The sequence below is a fragment of the Marinobacter sp. genome (assembly GCF_052094685.1).
GTDB lineage: Bacteria > Pseudomonadota > Gammaproteobacteria > Pseudomonadales > Oleiphilaceae > Marinobacter.
Map to the genome: position 1 here is coordinate 56,868 of NZ_JBQDKB010000006.1, position 14,105 is coordinate 70,972.

General features: G+C 52.8%; 15 protein-coding genes. 12 read left to right on the forward strand and 3 right to left on the reverse strand.

What is annotated here, in order from left to right; all coding sequences use genetic code 11:
- The first annotated feature begins 174 nt into the window (after nt 1–174).
- From ccoN to ACTH3S_RS02595, 9 genes are all read left to right on the forward strand, one after another.
- Nucleotides 175–1,605, forward strand: a complete 1,431-nt coding sequence (gene ccoN, locus ACTH3S_RS02555; protein ID WP_441807451.1) for a cytochrome-c oxidase, cbb3-type subunit I — start codon at nt 175–177, stop codon at nt 1,603–1,605.
- A gap of 14 nt (nt 1,606–1,619) precedes the next feature.
- On the forward strand, nt 1,620–2,228 hold the full coding sequence (gene ccoO, locus ACTH3S_RS02560; protein ID WP_441807452.1) for a cytochrome-c oxidase, cbb3-type subunit II: 609 nt from the start codon (nt 1,620–1,622) through the stop codon (nt 2,226–2,228).
- Between the two features lie 4 nt (nt 2,229–2,232).
- Nucleotides 2,233–2,418, forward strand: coding sequence for a cbb3-type cytochrome oxidase subunit 3 (locus ACTH3S_RS02565; protein ID WP_441807453.1), 186 nt, complete (start codon nt 2,233–2,235; stop codon nt 2,416–2,418).
- Nucleotides 2,415–3,305, forward strand: coding sequence for a cytochrome-c oxidase, cbb3-type subunit III (gene ccoP / locus ACTH3S_RS02570; RefSeq protein WP_441807454.1), 891 nt, complete (start codon nt 2,415–2,417; stop codon nt 3,303–3,305). The genes ACTH3S_RS02565 and ccoP overlap by 4 nt, the downstream gene beginning before the upstream one ends.
- Before the next feature lie 131 nt (nt 3,306–3,436).
- Nucleotides 3,437–4,864 (forward strand): cytochrome c oxidase accessory protein CcoG, encoded by a 1,428-nt coding sequence (gene ccoG, locus ACTH3S_RS02575; RefSeq protein ID WP_441807455.1) that lies wholly within the window; start codon nt 3,437–3,439, stop codon nt 4,862–4,864.
- Nucleotides 4,865–4,915: 51 nt separating this feature from the next.
- The gene (locus tag ACTH3S_RS02580) at nt 4,916–5,431 is read left to right on the forward strand and encodes a FixH family protein (RefSeq protein ID WP_441807456.1); all 516 of its coding nucleotides are present in this window, start codon (nt 4,916–4,918) and stop codon (nt 5,429–5,431) included.
- Nucleotides 5,428–7,878, forward strand: a complete 2,451-nt coding sequence (locus ACTH3S_RS02585) for a heavy metal translocating P-type ATPase (RefSeq protein ID WP_441807457.1) — start codon at nt 5,428–5,430, stop codon at nt 7,876–7,878. The genes ACTH3S_RS02580 and ACTH3S_RS02585 overlap by 4 nt, the downstream gene beginning before the upstream one ends.
- Nucleotides 7,879–7,928: 50 nt before the next feature.
- Entirely contained in the window at nt 7,929–8,156 is a 228-nt protein-coding gene (gene ccoS, locus ACTH3S_RS02590; protein WP_441807458.1) for a cbb3-type cytochrome oxidase assembly protein CcoS, read from the forward strand.
- Nucleotides 8,153–8,842 carry a sulfite exporter TauE/SafE family protein gene (locus ACTH3S_RS02595; protein ID WP_441807459.1) on the forward strand — a complete coding sequence of 230 codons (690 nt, stop codon included), beginning with the start codon at nt 8,153–8,155 and terminating at the stop codon, nt 8,840–8,842. The genes ccoS and ACTH3S_RS02595 overlap by 4 nt, the downstream gene beginning before the upstream one ends.
- A gap of 47 nt (nt 8,843–8,889) precedes the next feature.
- Here ACTH3S_RS02595 and ttcA read toward each other — a convergent pair whose 3' ends face one another.
- The gene (ttcA, locus tag ACTH3S_RS02600; protein WP_441807469.1) at nt 8,890–9,810 is read right to left on the reverse strand and encodes a tRNA 2-thiocytidine(32) synthetase TtcA; all 921 of its coding nucleotides are present in this window, start codon (nt 9,808–9,810) and stop codon (nt 8,890–8,892) included.
- A gap of 72 nt (nt 9,811–9,882) precedes the next feature.
- Here ttcA and ACTH3S_RS02605 point away from each other — a divergent pair, with 72 nt between their 5' ends.
- The 3 genes from ACTH3S_RS02605 to ACTH3S_RS02615 all read left to right on the forward strand — a co-directional run bounded on the left by ACTH3S_RS02605 (nt 9,883) and on the right by ACTH3S_RS02615 (nt 12,261).
- Nucleotides 9,883–10,527 (forward strand): TetR/AcrR family transcriptional regulator, encoded by a 645-nt coding sequence (locus ACTH3S_RS02605; RefSeq protein WP_441807460.1) that lies wholly within the window; start codon nt 9,883–9,885, stop codon nt 10,525–10,527.
- A 91-nt stretch (nt 10,528–10,618) separates the two neighbouring features.
- Entirely contained in the window at nt 10,619–11,233 is a 615-nt protein-coding gene (locus tag ACTH3S_RS02610) for a DNA-J related domain-containing protein (RefSeq protein WP_441807461.1), read from the forward strand.
- The gene (locus tag ACTH3S_RS02615) at nt 11,230–12,261 is read left to right on the forward strand and encodes a polysaccharide deacetylase family protein (protein ID WP_441807462.1); all 1,032 of its coding nucleotides are present in this window, start codon (nt 11,230–11,232) and stop codon (nt 12,259–12,261) included. The genes ACTH3S_RS02610 and ACTH3S_RS02615 overlap by 4 nt, the downstream gene beginning before the upstream one ends.
- 5 nt (nt 12,262–12,266) lie before the next feature.
- Here ACTH3S_RS02615 and ACTH3S_RS02620 read toward each other — a convergent pair whose 3' ends face one another.
- Nucleotides 12,267–13,289, reverse strand: a complete 1,023-nt coding sequence (locus ACTH3S_RS02620; RefSeq protein ID WP_441807463.1) for a MalM family protein — start codon at nt 13,287–13,289, stop codon at nt 12,267–12,269.
- A gap of 34 nt (nt 13,290–13,323) precedes the next feature.
- The coding region (locus ACTH3S_RS02625) for an OmpP1/FadL family transporter (RefSeq protein WP_441807464.1) at nt 13,324–14,105 on the reverse strand (782 nt) is incomplete at its 5' end.

The following is a 14,105-nucleotide window of genomic DNA, read 5'->3' on the forward strand; positions in this document are numbered from 1 at the left end:
AGCTACGGCGCTATCATGGACATTCAGCAGCAAAGTGCTTTGAGCGAGCGCTATGCTGCTGATTCGGGCACATTTGATGGATGTCAGGAGTTGATCCGTGTCATTGCAAACAGCTAATGCTTTCTCCATACTTGCGCCCGCATAATTCCCCACTTTGAACCCATTGGTAAGGCTATGAGCACACAAAATCCGAACCTGACATACAACTATAAGGTGGTGAGACAATTCGCCATCATGACAGTGGTATGGGGTGTTGTTGGTATGGCACTAGGCGTGTTAATTGCAGCACAACTAGTTTGGCCATCACTCAACTTCGACCTCCCCTTTACCCACTTTGGTCGTCTAAGACCTTTGCATACCAACGCCGTCATTTTCGGCTTTGGCGGTAGCGCCCTGTTTGCCACATCCTATTACGTGGTTCAGCGTACTTGCCAAACACGCCTGATTTCCGACAAATTGGCGTCCTTTACCTTCTGGGGCTGGACCGCCGTTATTGTTGCAGCCGCTATTACCCTACCAATGGGTTTAACCACCACGAAAGAATATGCTGAGCTCGAATGGCCCATCGATATTCTGATTGCAGTGGTCTGGGTTACTTACGGGGTCGTTTTCTTCGGTACGATTACCAAGCGAGCCACGCCACACATATACGTCGCCAACTGGTTCTATGGCGGGTTTATCCTAACCATCGGCGTGTTGCATATTGTGAACAGCGCGGCGATGCCGGTCAGTGCTTTCAAGTCGTACTCGGCCTATGCCGGTGTAACCGATGCAATGGTACAGTGGTGGTACGGACATAACGCCGTAGGCTTCTTCCTCACCGCAGGCTTCCTGGGCATGATGTACTACTTCGTTCCCAAGCAGGCCGATCGTCCGGTTTATTCCTATCGCCTTTCCATCGTCCACTTCTGGGCACTGATTGCGACCTACGTATGGGCCGGTGGTCACCATCTACACTACTCTGCTCTGCCCGATTGGGCTCAGACGGCCAGCATGGTTATGTCTTTGATTCTGCTTGCGCCTTCTTGGGGCGGCATGATTAACGGCATGATGACTCTGTCAGGTGCTTGGCACAAACTGCGCACTGACCCCATCCTGCGCTTCTTGGTGGTTTCCCTGTCGTTCTACGGCATGTCTACCTTTGAAGGCCCGATGATGTCTATCAAGACCGTGAACGCGCTGTCTCATAACACCGACTGGACTATCGGCCACGTACACTCAGGTGCACTCGGCTGGGTTGCGATGATCAGCATCGGCGCTGTTTATCACATGATCCCGAAACTCTGGGGCCTGAAAGAAATGTACAGCGTAAGCATGATCAACGTGCACTTCTGGCTGGCAACAATTGGCACCGTGCTTTATATCGTTGCCATGTGGGTGAACGGCATCATGCAGGGCCTTATGTGGCGTGCAGTCAACGAAGACGGCACCCTCACATACAGCTTTGTGGAATCTCTTGAAGCATCCTACCCAGGTTACTTTGTGCGCTTCCTTGGCGGTGTCATCTTCCTGACCGGTATGTTGTTCATGGCCTATAACGTCTACATGACCGTGCGCCAGAAAGAAGCGGCTGCCCAGGACAATGCGGCAGTTCAGGCGGCGTAACGGAGAGAGAGCAGATGAAACACGATATTGTCGAAAAAAATATTGGTCTGATGATAGTTTTTATCATGCTGACCATCAGTGGCGGCTTTCTTGCGGAAGTGGTACCACTCTTTTTCCTGGACGAGGTCAACGAGCCCATCGAAGGTCTTGAGCCTTTGTCCTCTCTGGAATTGGAAGGGCGCGACATCTACATCCGCGAAGGGTGCCACGTATGTCATACCCAACAGATCCGACCTTTCCGTGCTGAAACTGAGCGCTACGGGCACTATTCCGTAGCCGGCGAGTTTGTTTACGAGCGCCCCTTCCTTTGGGGCTCCAAGCGCACGGGGCCAGACCTTGCCCGGGTCGGTGGTCGTTACTCAGACGCCTGGCAGCGCCAGCACCTGTTCAACCCACGTAGCGTTGTTCCAGAATCAAACATGCCTGCTTTCCCATGGCTGTTTGAGAACAAAGTGAACCACAAAGGGACTGCAGCCAAGCTGTCGGCCCTGCAAACGCTGGGTGTCCCCTATACCGATGATCAGATTGCCAGCGCGGCTGATGATCTGGACGGCAAGTTTGAAATCGAGGCCCTGGTTGCGTACCTGCAACAGTTGGGAACCGTACTTTCAGACAAACGGTGATTTGATGGATATTAACGAGTTACGCGGCATTCAAACCCTTGTGCTGATAGCAATATTCATCGGCATCATCTGGTGGGCTTTTAGCGCCCACCGCAAAAAGCCGAACGAAGAAGCAGCCCACCTGCCGTTCGATGATGATGAGGTGGACAAGCGTACTCTTGAACAGGAAAAAACGGAGAAAAAACAATGAGTACCTTCTGGAGCATCTGGGTCACTGTGATCGTGCTCGGTACGGTCTTTGGTTGCTGGTGGCTGTTGTTTGCCACTCGCAAAAGCCAGACAACCGATGCAGAAACCGAACGCACTACGGGCCACTCCTTCGATGGCATCGAAGAGTATGACAATCCCCTACCCAAGTGGTGGTTTTATCTGTATGCAGCAACCTGTATTTTTGCCCTCGGCTATCTGGCTTTGTACCCGGGCCTGGGCAACTACAAAGGCCTGCTGAACTGGACCTCTACCAATCAGTGGGAAGCGGAAGTAGCCGCAGCTGACGAGAAGTACGGCGAAATCTACGCCCAGTACGGCGAAACCCCGGTACCCGAACTGGCAAAGAACGATGACGCACTGCAAATTGGTCAGCGTTTGTTCGCCAATAACTGCTCGGTGTGCCACGGCTCTGCTGCACGTGGCCAGGTTGGCTTTCCCAACCTGACAGATGACGATTGGCTGTGGGGTGGTACGCCGGATGCTATTCTGGAAACCCTTCACAATGGTCGCCAGGGCAATATGCCTGCCAAGGGTGTTATGCCCAGCATGACCAACGAACAGGTCGATCAGGTGGTAAACTATGTATTGAGCTTTAGTGGCCGGGAAAAAGATGCAGCGGCGGCCCAAGCCGGTGAAGCAGTGTTTGCCCAGGCATGCGTAGCTTGTCATGGCCCGGAGGGTAAAGGCATGCAAGCAATGGGTGCACCGAACCTGACCGATAATGTCTGGCTATATGGCTCTACCTATAAGTGGATCAAGGAAACCGTTGTTAACGGTCGTCAAAACGAGATGCCGGCTCAAGGCGGCCGCCTATCAGATGACCAAATCCAGATTCTAGGTGCCTACGTGTACAGTTTGTCTAATTGACCTTCCGGCCGGGCCGCTTTGGCCCGGCATGGTCTGTTCAACCCTGTATCTGCTTGCGGGTACAGGCTTGAGAAGATCTGCAGTAGCCGCAAGGCCCCTCTCGCGTTTTATTACTCCACCTGGAGGTTTTCATGAGTAACCAAATTCCTGTCAAGCAGGTCGACCCCTCCAAGGAACCTTCGGGCGGAGAAAAACCGGAAACGGTTGAGCTTTACGCTAGCCGAAAGAAAATTTACGCTAAAGAAGTAACCGGCCTGTTCCAGCGCATCCGAACCGTCAGCCTTCTGGTTCTTATGGGCATGTATTTTCTGTTCGTTTGGCTGACACTTGACGGCGCTCCGTTAATTCATTTTGATCTGCCGGCCCGGGAATTTCACCTCTACGGCTTTACCTTCTACCCCAAAGACTTTTTCCTGCTCTCGGGCATGTTGATTATCTGCGCCTTTGGCCTGTTCTTTATTACCACCCTGTTTGGTCGAGTGTGGTGCGGCTATACCTGCCCGCAAACCGTATGGACATTCATATTTATGTGGGTGGAAGAGCGCATTGAAGGTAGCCGCAACAAGCGGATGAAACTGGATAAAGCACCGAATTCCCCGGAAAAAGTATTCAAGAAATCAGCAAAACACACAATCTGGCTCATTATTTCCCTGCTAACCGGGCTAACATTTATTGGGTACTTCTATCCGATTCGGGATTTGGTTGTTGATATTTTCACCTTCCAGGCTAACGGCTGGGCTTATTTCTGGGTGGCGTTCTTTACCATTGCGACCTATTTGAACGCTGGTTGGATGCGTGAGCAGGTATGCCTGTACATGTGCCCATATGCGCGTTTCCAATCTGTAATGTTTGATCCCAACACCCGCATTGTTTCCTATGACCCCAATCGTGGCGAGCCACGCGGTGGTCGCAAAAGAGATGTAAAACCAGAAGAAGCGGGCCTGGGCGACTGCATAGACTGCGGACAATGTGTGCACGTGTGCCCTACCGGTATCGATATTCGAGATGGCCTGCAGTACGAGTGTATTGGGTGTGCGCTTTGTATTGATGCCTGCGACGAGATCATGGATAAAATGGACTACCCTCGCGGGTTGATTCGTTACACCACCGAGAACGAATTGGAAGGCAAGCCGTCGAAGTTGCTGCGGCCACGTACGTTTGGGTATGGCGCGGTCTTAATCGCCATGATATCCGCTATTATTTTCGTGATAGCAACCCGTGTGCCTGCCCAGTTGGATGTTCTTCGGGATCGGGGGGCCCTCTACAGCTTCAACGGTGAGGGGCGAATTGAAAACTCCTACACCCTAAAAGTTGTCAATATGTCTGAGGTGCCGCAAACCTTTACGTTGTCGGTTAAAGGCATGAATGGCATTCGTATTCTGACCGAAACCCAGGTAACTGTAGACAGCGGTGAGAACCGCTCATTGCCCACCGTTGTGGATGTACTACCCGAATCCATCGCGCAATCGAACACCGAAATCATCTTCCATGCACAGTCTGAAACGGATGCTTCACTGAAGCTGGAAACCGAAAGCCGATTTGTCGGTCCGACCCAGTGATCGCTTTTGGGATCACCGTTGGCAACCTACACACAAATGAGACTGCGTATTATGAATGAAGAAGTTCCCGTAGCACCCTGGTATCGCCAGCCTTGGTTCTGGTTTCTTACCATCGCACCGTTGTCCGCAATTACTTTTTGCATAATCATGTTCATCGTAGCGTCGAACATGGACGACACAATGGTTTCGGATGACTATTCAAAAGAGGGGCGGGGGATTAACCAGGAGATAGCTCGCGACTTGAAAGCCAAAGAGTTGGGCGTGAACGCTGATTTGGCGTTTGAAGACCGAGCCATCCTGTTGACGATCAATACAGAGCAAGGCTCGGCTGACTTCCCTTACCTGGTGCTCAATCTGTTCCATCCAACCTTGGCCCAGAACGACCGTACTATTCAGTTCCGGAGCGATGGCAATGGCCATTACACCGGGTCCCTGCTCGATGACATAGATGGGCGTTGGTATTACGAACTCCGCGGCCCAGATAACCAATGGCGGCTTAAGGGCGAGGCCTGGCTACCAACCGAGAACAAGCTTCATATAAACTCTAAAGGCTCCGCGCAAGGGTGAAACCCCGGGATTGTTTCCATTGCGGTGAACCAGCTGCCGGGGAGCCGCCAATAACATTTCAGATCGACGGGGAAACCCGTTTTTTCTGCTGCGAAGGCTGCAAGGCTGTGTGCAACATCATACACACCGAGGGTCTTACTGGTTTTTACCAACTACGTACCCAAGCCGCAGTCACGCCTCGAAAACTAACAGATGCCGAGCTGGATCGACTCCGGGAGCTGGATCACCCTCTGGTTCAGCAAGCCTTTGTCTCCCCCGTTAAAGGCGGCCAAGAAGCTCAACTTCTGATTGGCGGCATTACCTGCGCAGCATGCATCTGGTTGCTTGAAAACCACTTAATAAAGCAACCGGGCGTACTCTCCTTCTCCGTGAACCACACAACACAGCGGGCAAGACTCGTTTGGGCGCAGGATAAAGCCAGCCTCAGCAGCCTGCTGATTGCCATTCATGAGCTCGGCTATACTGCCCGCCCCTATCAATCGGATGAAGTAGAAGATCAGCTCAAAGCCGAAAACCGTTCCATGCTGATTCGGCTGGCCGTTGCCGGTATCGGCACCTTCCAGAGCATGATGCTGGCTTTTCCTCTATACCTCGAGCTAATCAGTGGTCTCACCCCAGAGTTTGTGGCATTTTTCCGTTGGTTCAGCTTACTGGTAGCTACTCCCGTTGTTCTATACAGCGCAGGGCCATTTTTTCGCAACGCACTGCGTGATATCAAAACCCGCCACCTCACCATGGACGTACCCGTGGCCATTGCCATTGGTCTTGCCTATTTGGCCAGTGCCTGGGTCACGGTTGTGGGCGGTGAAGAAGTCTATTTTGAATCCGTTTGCATGTTCACATTTTTCTTGCTTCTGGGCCGCTACATAGAAGTTCAGGCCAGATATCGCGCAGGGCTCACCGGCAATGCCATGGCCGGCTTTCACCCTACGGTGGCAACACGAGTATCCGGGGAACACACGGAAATCGTACCGGCTCATCAGATAAGACCGGGTAACGTGGTTCGGATCAGGCCCGGGGAAACGCTGCCTGTTGATGGCGTGATTCTTCGTGGCCAATCTACCCTTAACGAATCGGCTCTCACCGGCGAGTATCTGCCAGAAACCCGCGTGCCTGGCGATAAAGTTCACGCTGGAAGCATCAACGGCGAAAACCCGCTAGACGTACAGGTGGAAAAGTCCGGGGCCCAAACACGCCTTTCCGGCATCCTGCGGATACTTGATCGCGTTCAATCAGAAAAACCACCAGTGGCCCGTATGGCCGATCGCATTGCGGGCAAATTTGTCGGGCGAGTGCTAATTCTTGCCCCCGTAGTCTGGATTGGATGGTGGCTGGCGGGGGCCGATAATGCCTTTGATATTACACTTTCGGTTCTTGTAGTGACCTGCCCTTGCGCACTGTCCCTAGCCACGCCTACAGCCATAACCTCCGCCACGGTCAAACTGCGACGCTTGGGCTTTCTGCCAACCCGGGGCCATGCCATGGAGTCCATGAACACAATAGATACAGTGGTTTTCGATAAAACCGGGACGCTAACCCGAGGTGAACTGAGCCTGATCAATACCCGCATTGTTGGCGACAAAGACAAAGACACCTGCCTGCGGTTAGCCGCAGGCCTGGAGCAGCATTCAGAACACCCGATTGCACGGGTGTTCCATGATCGCCCAGCAGCAGCCATTGATCATGTGAGCAACCATCTGGGCGGCGGGCTTTCCGGAACGTTCGGTAACCAGTCCTTGTACATAGGCCACCGGGATTTTGTTGCGCAACACACACATGCACCGGAGCCCGAGTTTGAACTGCATTCAGGTATGGAAATCTGGCTGGCGTCAGACGACGAGTGGCTGGCGTGTTTTCGACTCGATGATCAGCCTAGAGACGATGCAGCCCGGGCAGTTAAAGCCTTGCAGCATGCAGGCATTCGTACGTTGCTTCTGAGTGGCGACCGATCTGGCCATGTTCGTCAGATTGCCGACATACTTGGTATTGACGAGGCAATCGGCCAGGCGTCGCCGGAACAAAAACTGGATGTTTTGAAGAGGCTGAAATCTGAGGGTCATCAGGTAATGATGGTGGGGGACGGCCTTAACGATCTCCCGTCCATGGCTGGAGCTGGCATTTCGGTTGCCATGGGTACCGCTGCAGATCTCACCCAGCTGAAAGCAGATGCGGTATTGCTAAACGGCCAGCTCATGCAATTAGTAGAGGCGATCGATACCAGTCGCCGCACAAAGAGAATCATTCGGCAAAATTTAGCTTGGGCACTTGTTTATAATGTTTGCGCCCTGCCCCTTGCTGCCGCCGGCCTGGTTCCACCTTGGCTCGCAGCCATCGGCATGTCGATCAGTTCATTGATTGTAGTGCTCAACGCGTTGCGCCTCGGCAAACAAACTCGGCCGAAGGGCCGTGGCAACACAGAGACTCTTGGCGCTCCGGTTGCGCCCTGATACCGTAAACATCTGGTTTTCACTATAAGGCTTATTCCATGGAAGTCGTAATGCTCTTGGTACCTGTCATGCTGGTTCTGGTAACCATGGGTATCTTGTTGTTTTCTTGGGCGGTTAAAAATGGCCAGTACGACGACTTGGAAGGTCCGGCACATCGGATTCTGTACGATGACGACAAAGACATGATTCCAGAAGAATCCCGCGTAGATAAATCAGAACCCGCAGAGGCCCAGCTAGATACCCAGGACAACTCAGAAGACACTCCTGAGCGACCATGAACCCGGAACTGTATCTTAGCTACCCCAGCGCATTTCTCATTGGCCTACTTGGCAGCACTCACTGCATTGCCATGTGCGGCGGGATCAGCGCCTCTCTCTCCATGGCATTGCCCGTTGGCAAGGGGTTTCGAACACGGCAGTCATTGCTACTGCTTGCCTACAACTTTGGGCGAATCGCAAGCTACGCCCTGATTGCCGCACTGATTGCATTTCTAAGCACCACAGCCGCAGATCAGTGGGCGCAGCTTGGCTTAGTGCTGCGCTCTATTGCGGGTTTATTGCTAATTTTCATGGGATTATCCATGGGGCAATGGTGGCAGGGCATCCGTTATGTGGAGCGCATTGGGGCGCCCCTTTGGAAGCGTCTGTCGCCCCTTGCGGGCCGACTGCTCCCGATTAATCACGCCGGCCAGGCTCTCGCGCTTGGCGCACTCTGGGGTTGGCTGCCATGCGGGCTGGTGTATAGCACACTGGGCTGGGCTGCTTTGCAGCCAACCGTGGGTTCGGCTGCGCTCACCATGGTGTTTTTCGGGCTAGGCACTCTACCTTCGATGCTCGGCGCCGGTTATGCCGCAAGCTGGATCAGCGGATTAAAAAGCAATCAAACATTCCGGAAATTCACCGGCGCGCTGCTGGTTTTATTTGGGTTGTGGACTTTGCCGCTTATGGGGCTGATCGGTCACTGAGCCAACGCTGATTCCATACCAGGCTGCTCAGTTAGGCCCTGAGTTATCTATATATTCAGAACATCCAATCGGCCAAAATTTTGCTCCGACTCTTCCGCCGGCATGGCTGTTTGCACGGCTTGGCGCTGACCACCCAGGCGCTTACCTTCGCGGAAATTATAGAGGTTTGTATCCGCAAGGTGCGATGGCTCAACGTTTCGCAAAGCCTTGAACATCGATTCAAGCCGACCCGGATGCTGCTTATCCCAGTGCTGGAACATGTCCTTGATCACCTGGCGCTGCAAATTCTCCTGAGAGCCGCAGAGATTACAGGGAATGATCGGGAACTGCCTAAGCTCTGCGTACCTGGCGATATCTTTCTCGCGGCTGTACGCCAAGGGTCGAATCACTGTATTCCGGCCGTCATCGCTGTGCAGCACCGGTGGCATGGTTTTAAGCTTGCCGCCGTAAAACATATTCAGAAACAGGGTTTCCAGCAGGTCATCACGGTGATGCCCAAGTGCAATTTTTGTCACGCCATGCTCTTCAGCAAAATTGTAGAGAATGCCGCGACGTAACCGCGAGCATAAACCACAGGTGGTTTTACCCTCCGGCACCTTGTCCTTAACGATGCTGTAGGTGTCTCGCTCAATAATATGATACTCGATACCCATCGTTGCCAGATAACCCGGTAAAATCTCCTCGGGGAAGCCGGGCTGCTTCTGATCCAGATTGACAGCAATCAGCTCAAACGACACAGGAGCACTTTTCTGCAGATTAAGCAGGATATCGAGCATGGCGTAAGAATCTTTGCCACCAGACAGGCAACACATTACTTTGTCGCCTGCTTCGATCATCGAAAAATCGGCAATGGCCTGGCCAACATCCCGGCGCAGACGTTTCTGTAGCTTATTTTGCTCTAATTTCTGAGATCGTTCGTATTCAGCATTAGAGGTCTGTTTTGAGCTGTCAATCATCGCTTCGGGCATATCAACCATGTTCATTGGGAAAGTGGTCATGAGATTATACGCATCCCGTCATTTCAGGGACAGGACGCCGACATGGATATGTTGAATTCAGGACAAGAAGTCGCTGGTAAACGAGAACAGAACCGCCGGCGCAATCGCCACGCGATACTCACTGCTGCACGAATTTGTTTTAAGGAGCAAGGGTACGAAAATACCACCATTCGCGACCTAATCCAGAAAACCGACTTGGCCTCCGGCACTTTCTACAACTATTTCCGAAGCAAACAGGATATCTTTGCTGCGCTGCTTACAGATTTTCTGAGCGGGCTCAATGAACACCTGATCCGCTCCCGGCGCTCAGCCAATAGCGCAGAAGATTTCATTCACTGCGCCTACTTAGCCCTTTACAGCGCTACCGCTCGAGATCCGCTGATATATGAGCTTGCGCACAGCAACGATCGGGCCCTCAAAGAACTGTTTGGCTCCGACATACTCGAGCTGATTATGATGTCTCTCGAAGACGATGTCAGAAATGCCATTGAGCAAAAAATCTTGCCTGACATTGACCTAGAATACCTTTGTGCAGCCTTTTTTGGTGTCGCCTATGAGACCAGCCTGATGGTTGCAAGGCGCGTACACCAGCAGCCAGAGCACGCCGACGAAGAGGTGAATAGAGCTACGGATTTTTCAACGGCACTATTCACCGGCGGTCTGGCCAAACTCACAACCCTTCCCTGAAGGCTGCCACTGACCTACCATTGGCATCATGACGAACACGCCAATATCTCCAGACTCCTCAAGACCACCCCCCGTACAAGCCCATCACTCGATGTTGGAACAGCAAATCCAGCATCTACTGGTAGCCGTAGAGCATGAACTGCGCAGCGCAGTCTTTGGTATAGATGAGTTAAATCTGATCAAAAAACTACAAAGACCACCCTGGACACTGATTGGCGAGTTGGAGTTTCACGACACACAAAAACTCTACCCTGTGCACTTTCTGCTGTTCCACGTGCTCTATCGGCTGAGGGACACCTTGGCGGAGGTCGGTGAAAACCTGACTATCTCGCCCATGCGAATCAGCATTGAGCGCCAGGACACCGTGGGCGGAAATGGGTTGCCCGGCTCAGTAGATAGTCTGCGCAGCTTCTATCTCGATTTATCTCAATACGAGCTACCAGAAGATGCCATTGATCAGATGATGAATAACTTCTGGGCGGGTTGCCAGAACACGGGGCCAGGTAAGCCCGAGACCCTACAGGCAGCAAAGGTACTAGGATTCGATTCGATACCCGATAGCTTTCTCACGGTTAAGCAGGCATTTCGTCGTGCCGTGATGCAAGCTCATCCTGACCGCGGCGGTGATACCGAAGCAATCCAGTCCCTCAACGAAGCGTTTTCGGTACTTAAGGCGCATTTTAGTCAGATGATGGAGCAATCATGATCGCACGAAAACTCTGGATGTCAGTAACCCTAGGTGCCCTCTTGTTAGTGAACCATGCTGCAAGAGCCGATCTGGTTGTGCTTCAATATCATCACATAAGCGATGCCACTCCGCCCTCTACCAGTACTTCCGTGTCCTTATTTCAGGCTCAGCTGGATGTAATCTCGGAGTTGGGTATCGATGTCGTTGATCTACATGACGCGGCGAAGAATCTGCTTTCCAACAACCCGCTAAAGCGCCAAAGCGTCGCCCTCACCTTCGACGACGCCTACGAATCGGTGTACAGCGAGGCGGCAGACATCCTTCAGGAGCGGTCCCTGCCCTATACCATTTTTGTTGATACAAAAGCCGTGGGTAACCGTGGCTATATGACCTGGGAGCAGCTGCAGACGTTAGCTGGGCGCGACGGCGTGAGCATTGCAAACCACAGCGCCGGCCATGGACACATGGCGAGAAAACTCGGTGAGACAGAAGCAGACTGGCAACAACGAATAACCCACAGCCTGGATTCTGCGCAGGCTATGCTGCAAGAGAAACTTGGAACCGATTTAGCCCTGTTTGCCTATCCCTATGGCGAGTTCGACGAAGCACTCGAGGCGGAAGTGGCCGAGCGGGGCTGGTTTGGATTCGGGCAGCAATCGGGGCCGATTGGCCCGCTTTCGGGGAAAACTCGTTTGCCCAGATTCCCCATGGCCAATGCCTATGGGCAGCTTAACGGCCTCAAAGACAAGCTGGCCAGCAAGGCGTTCCCCACTGACGCCAATGCACTGCCCGATGGCATTATGGCCTCAAATCCACCAACACTCACTCTGCCGCTCGCCGAAGAAATTAACCCCGCTAGGCTGACCTGCTTCGCCTCGGGCATGGGGCGTATTGATTTTAAGGTGTTAGATGATGAAATTTCGATTAAAGCGCCCAAGCCCTTCAACAGTCGCAGGTTTCGATACAACTGTACCCATCCCGCAAAAGGCGGCAGCTTTTACTGGTTGTCACAGCAATGGCTGGATCTGAGCAAACCCGAAGACTAAGCCGGCTACCGAGGCTCGATCAGAATGAGTCCGAATTCTCCAGTACTGACATGAGGGATCTTGCGTGGGCCGCGACGGGTTTCAATCACTGTCTGGCCCTCAAGGTCGTCCTCTCGAGTGAAGAGCAACATCCAACGCTCCCCCTTAGCGGTTGAGACGGGAATCCGGGCTTCCAAGTAGCCACGGCGGTGCCAGTTCTCCGGTTCAAATTCCGAGACAAAATCCGTTACCAAGCGCATAGGGATGAATTCGCTGTTGAGAAACACCACCGAAGGTACAAAAACACCGTTACTGGCGAAGGAACGCAAACGCATAACTCGTTCCTCGGACCAACTCCCTTGAGGTAAGGAGATCAGTTGGTAGGGGCTTTCCCCGGTGAGAAATCGGTGCACGGGCGAGTGTTCAGTCAGGTGAATACTAAACTCACGATCTTCCTGCCAACGCTCATAGCTTTTGGTTTCTAACGCCTGACAACAGGTGTTTGCGAAGTGTTCCAAATAACCTGCGTCGCTTTCTTCAATCCCCAAAATGGCAAACGCATCCGGGTCGTGACCGACCACGGGCTCGGCTGTCAAAGGCATATCATTAGTGCGATATACCCTAGCCGGGGTAATCTTTACAGGCGGCGCTACAAACCCTTTTTCCTCGTCTGTGCGAGTATCAGGTTGGTAGGCCGTGGTTCTGACGTTACCTTCAGCATCCCGCCAGGTGAAGTAGGGCTGGTTATCCCCTTCGCGCACATATCCTTTGCGCCGAAGCGACTCCGCATCCGGATAGTTCGATGCGGTAAATTCGTCCGTGGTCGGTTTTTCCTTGGGCCTTTCTTCGCCCTCTGCTGGCTCGCCCGAAACACCCTCCGCAGCAGAAGGCGCCCCGGCTATGGGTGAATAACGTACTCGGCCCTGCTCATCCACCCAGGTAAAGTAGCCTTCGCTGTCTGATACCGTTGACCCACCCATCTGGCAGCCCGCAAGTACCGCACCGAAAGCGGCACATGCAACAGCCTTTAGAACTTTGTGTGTAGTCACTAAAATGCCCTTTTGAACGCGACGCAGACTACAGTCAGAATCTCTTCCGGAAACTGAGACCAGCCATAACAACGCGCAAAGATGTTTTCACATCCAGCCCGGCGTAGGGGTTGTAGATAATATTGGTAATGTTATCGCAGTTAAGGTTGCAGCTGGTATTTGCCGGAATGGTTTCAATAGAGTGCAAGTAGCTGAGGTTCATATCAATCTCGGTGTTTTTATCCCACTTATACCCCATGCCAACGCTGTATAGGTTGGCACCACCAAAGGGAGCCATAACCGAGCGCTGATCATCCGGTATCACCGAATCCCGGATCTCAACACCGGCTCTCAGATCGAGCCGTGATGAGGCATGAAACTCCATCCCGAAGGCCCAGTTCCACTGGCTCTTAAAGCCCAAGGGTAGTTTGAGGGTGTTCGGAGTGGCGTTGTCTGGAGACAAAATGCGAGCTGCGTTGAGGAATTCCAGATTTCGGTCAAAGCGAAACAAAAAGGCATCCCACTGTTTATAGTCTGTCCAGCCCACATCGGCGTTCAGCGTCAGCTTTGGGTGAACATCCACGCTGATGCCGGTTTGAAAATGCTGGGGATACACCAAATCCATACTAACGTTGCCCGCTTCGCGGGGCGCACCGGAAGGCAGGCTAAGAATAGCCGAGGTTATGGCACCCAGAACCGACCCGTTAACACTTTGCCAGAACCCGGACCAGTCGTCTGTATACTCAATCTCGAAGGTGCCCTTCATGTTCATTTCAGCTTCAGAGGTATAGCTTGCCCCCCAGCTAAACCAATCTGTTGGCTCCCACATAACACCCA

What these genes read in the sequence shown, in the direction of transcription:
- ttcA (WP_441807469.1), bottom strand. Translation starts at nt 9,810, where the DNA reads ATGCCCGAAGCGATGATTGACAGCTCAAAACAGACCTCTAATGCTGAA.
- ACTH3S_RS02615 (WP_441807462.1), top strand. Translation starts at nt 11,230, where the DNA reads ATGATCGCACGAAAACTCTGGATGTCAGTAACCCTAGGTGCCCTCTTG.
- ccoS (WP_441807458.1), top strand. Translation starts at nt 7,929, where the DNA reads ATGCTCTTGGTACCTGTCATGCTGGTTCTGGTAACCATGGGTATCTTG.
- ccoG (WP_441807455.1), top strand. Translation starts at nt 3,437, where the DNA reads ATGAGTAACCAAATTCCTGTCAAGCAGGTCGACCCCTCCAAGGAACCT.
- ACTH3S_RS02610 (WP_441807461.1), top strand. Translation starts at nt 10,619, where the DNA reads ATGTTGGAACAGCAAATCCAGCATCTACTGGTAGCCGTAGAGCATGAA.
- ccoN (WP_441807451.1), top strand. Translation starts at nt 175, where the DNA reads ATGAGCACACAAAATCCGAACCTGACATACAACTATAAGGTGGTGAGA.
- ACTH3S_RS02595 (WP_441807459.1), top strand. Translation starts at nt 8,153, where the DNA reads ATGAACCCGGAACTGTATCTTAGCTACCCCAGCGCATTTCTCATTGGC.
- ACTH3S_RS02580 (WP_441807456.1), top strand. Translation starts at nt 4,916, where the DNA reads ATGAATGAAGAAGTTCCCGTAGCACCCTGGTATCGCCAGCCTTGGTTC.
- ccoO (WP_441807452.1), top strand. Translation starts at nt 1,620, where the DNA reads ATGAAACACGATATTGTCGAAAAAAATATTGGTCTGATGATAGTTTTT.
- ACTH3S_RS02605 (WP_441807460.1), top strand. Translation starts at nt 9,883, where the DNA reads ATGGATATGTTGAATTCAGGACAAGAAGTCGCTGGTAAACGAGAACAG.
- ACTH3S_RS02565 (WP_441807453.1), top strand. Translation starts at nt 2,233, where the DNA reads ATGGATATTAACGAGTTACGCGGCATTCAAACCCTTGTGCTGATAGCA.
- ccoP (WP_441807454.1), top strand. Translation starts at nt 2,415, where the DNA reads ATGAGTACCTTCTGGAGCATCTGGGTCACTGTGATCGTGCTCGGTACG.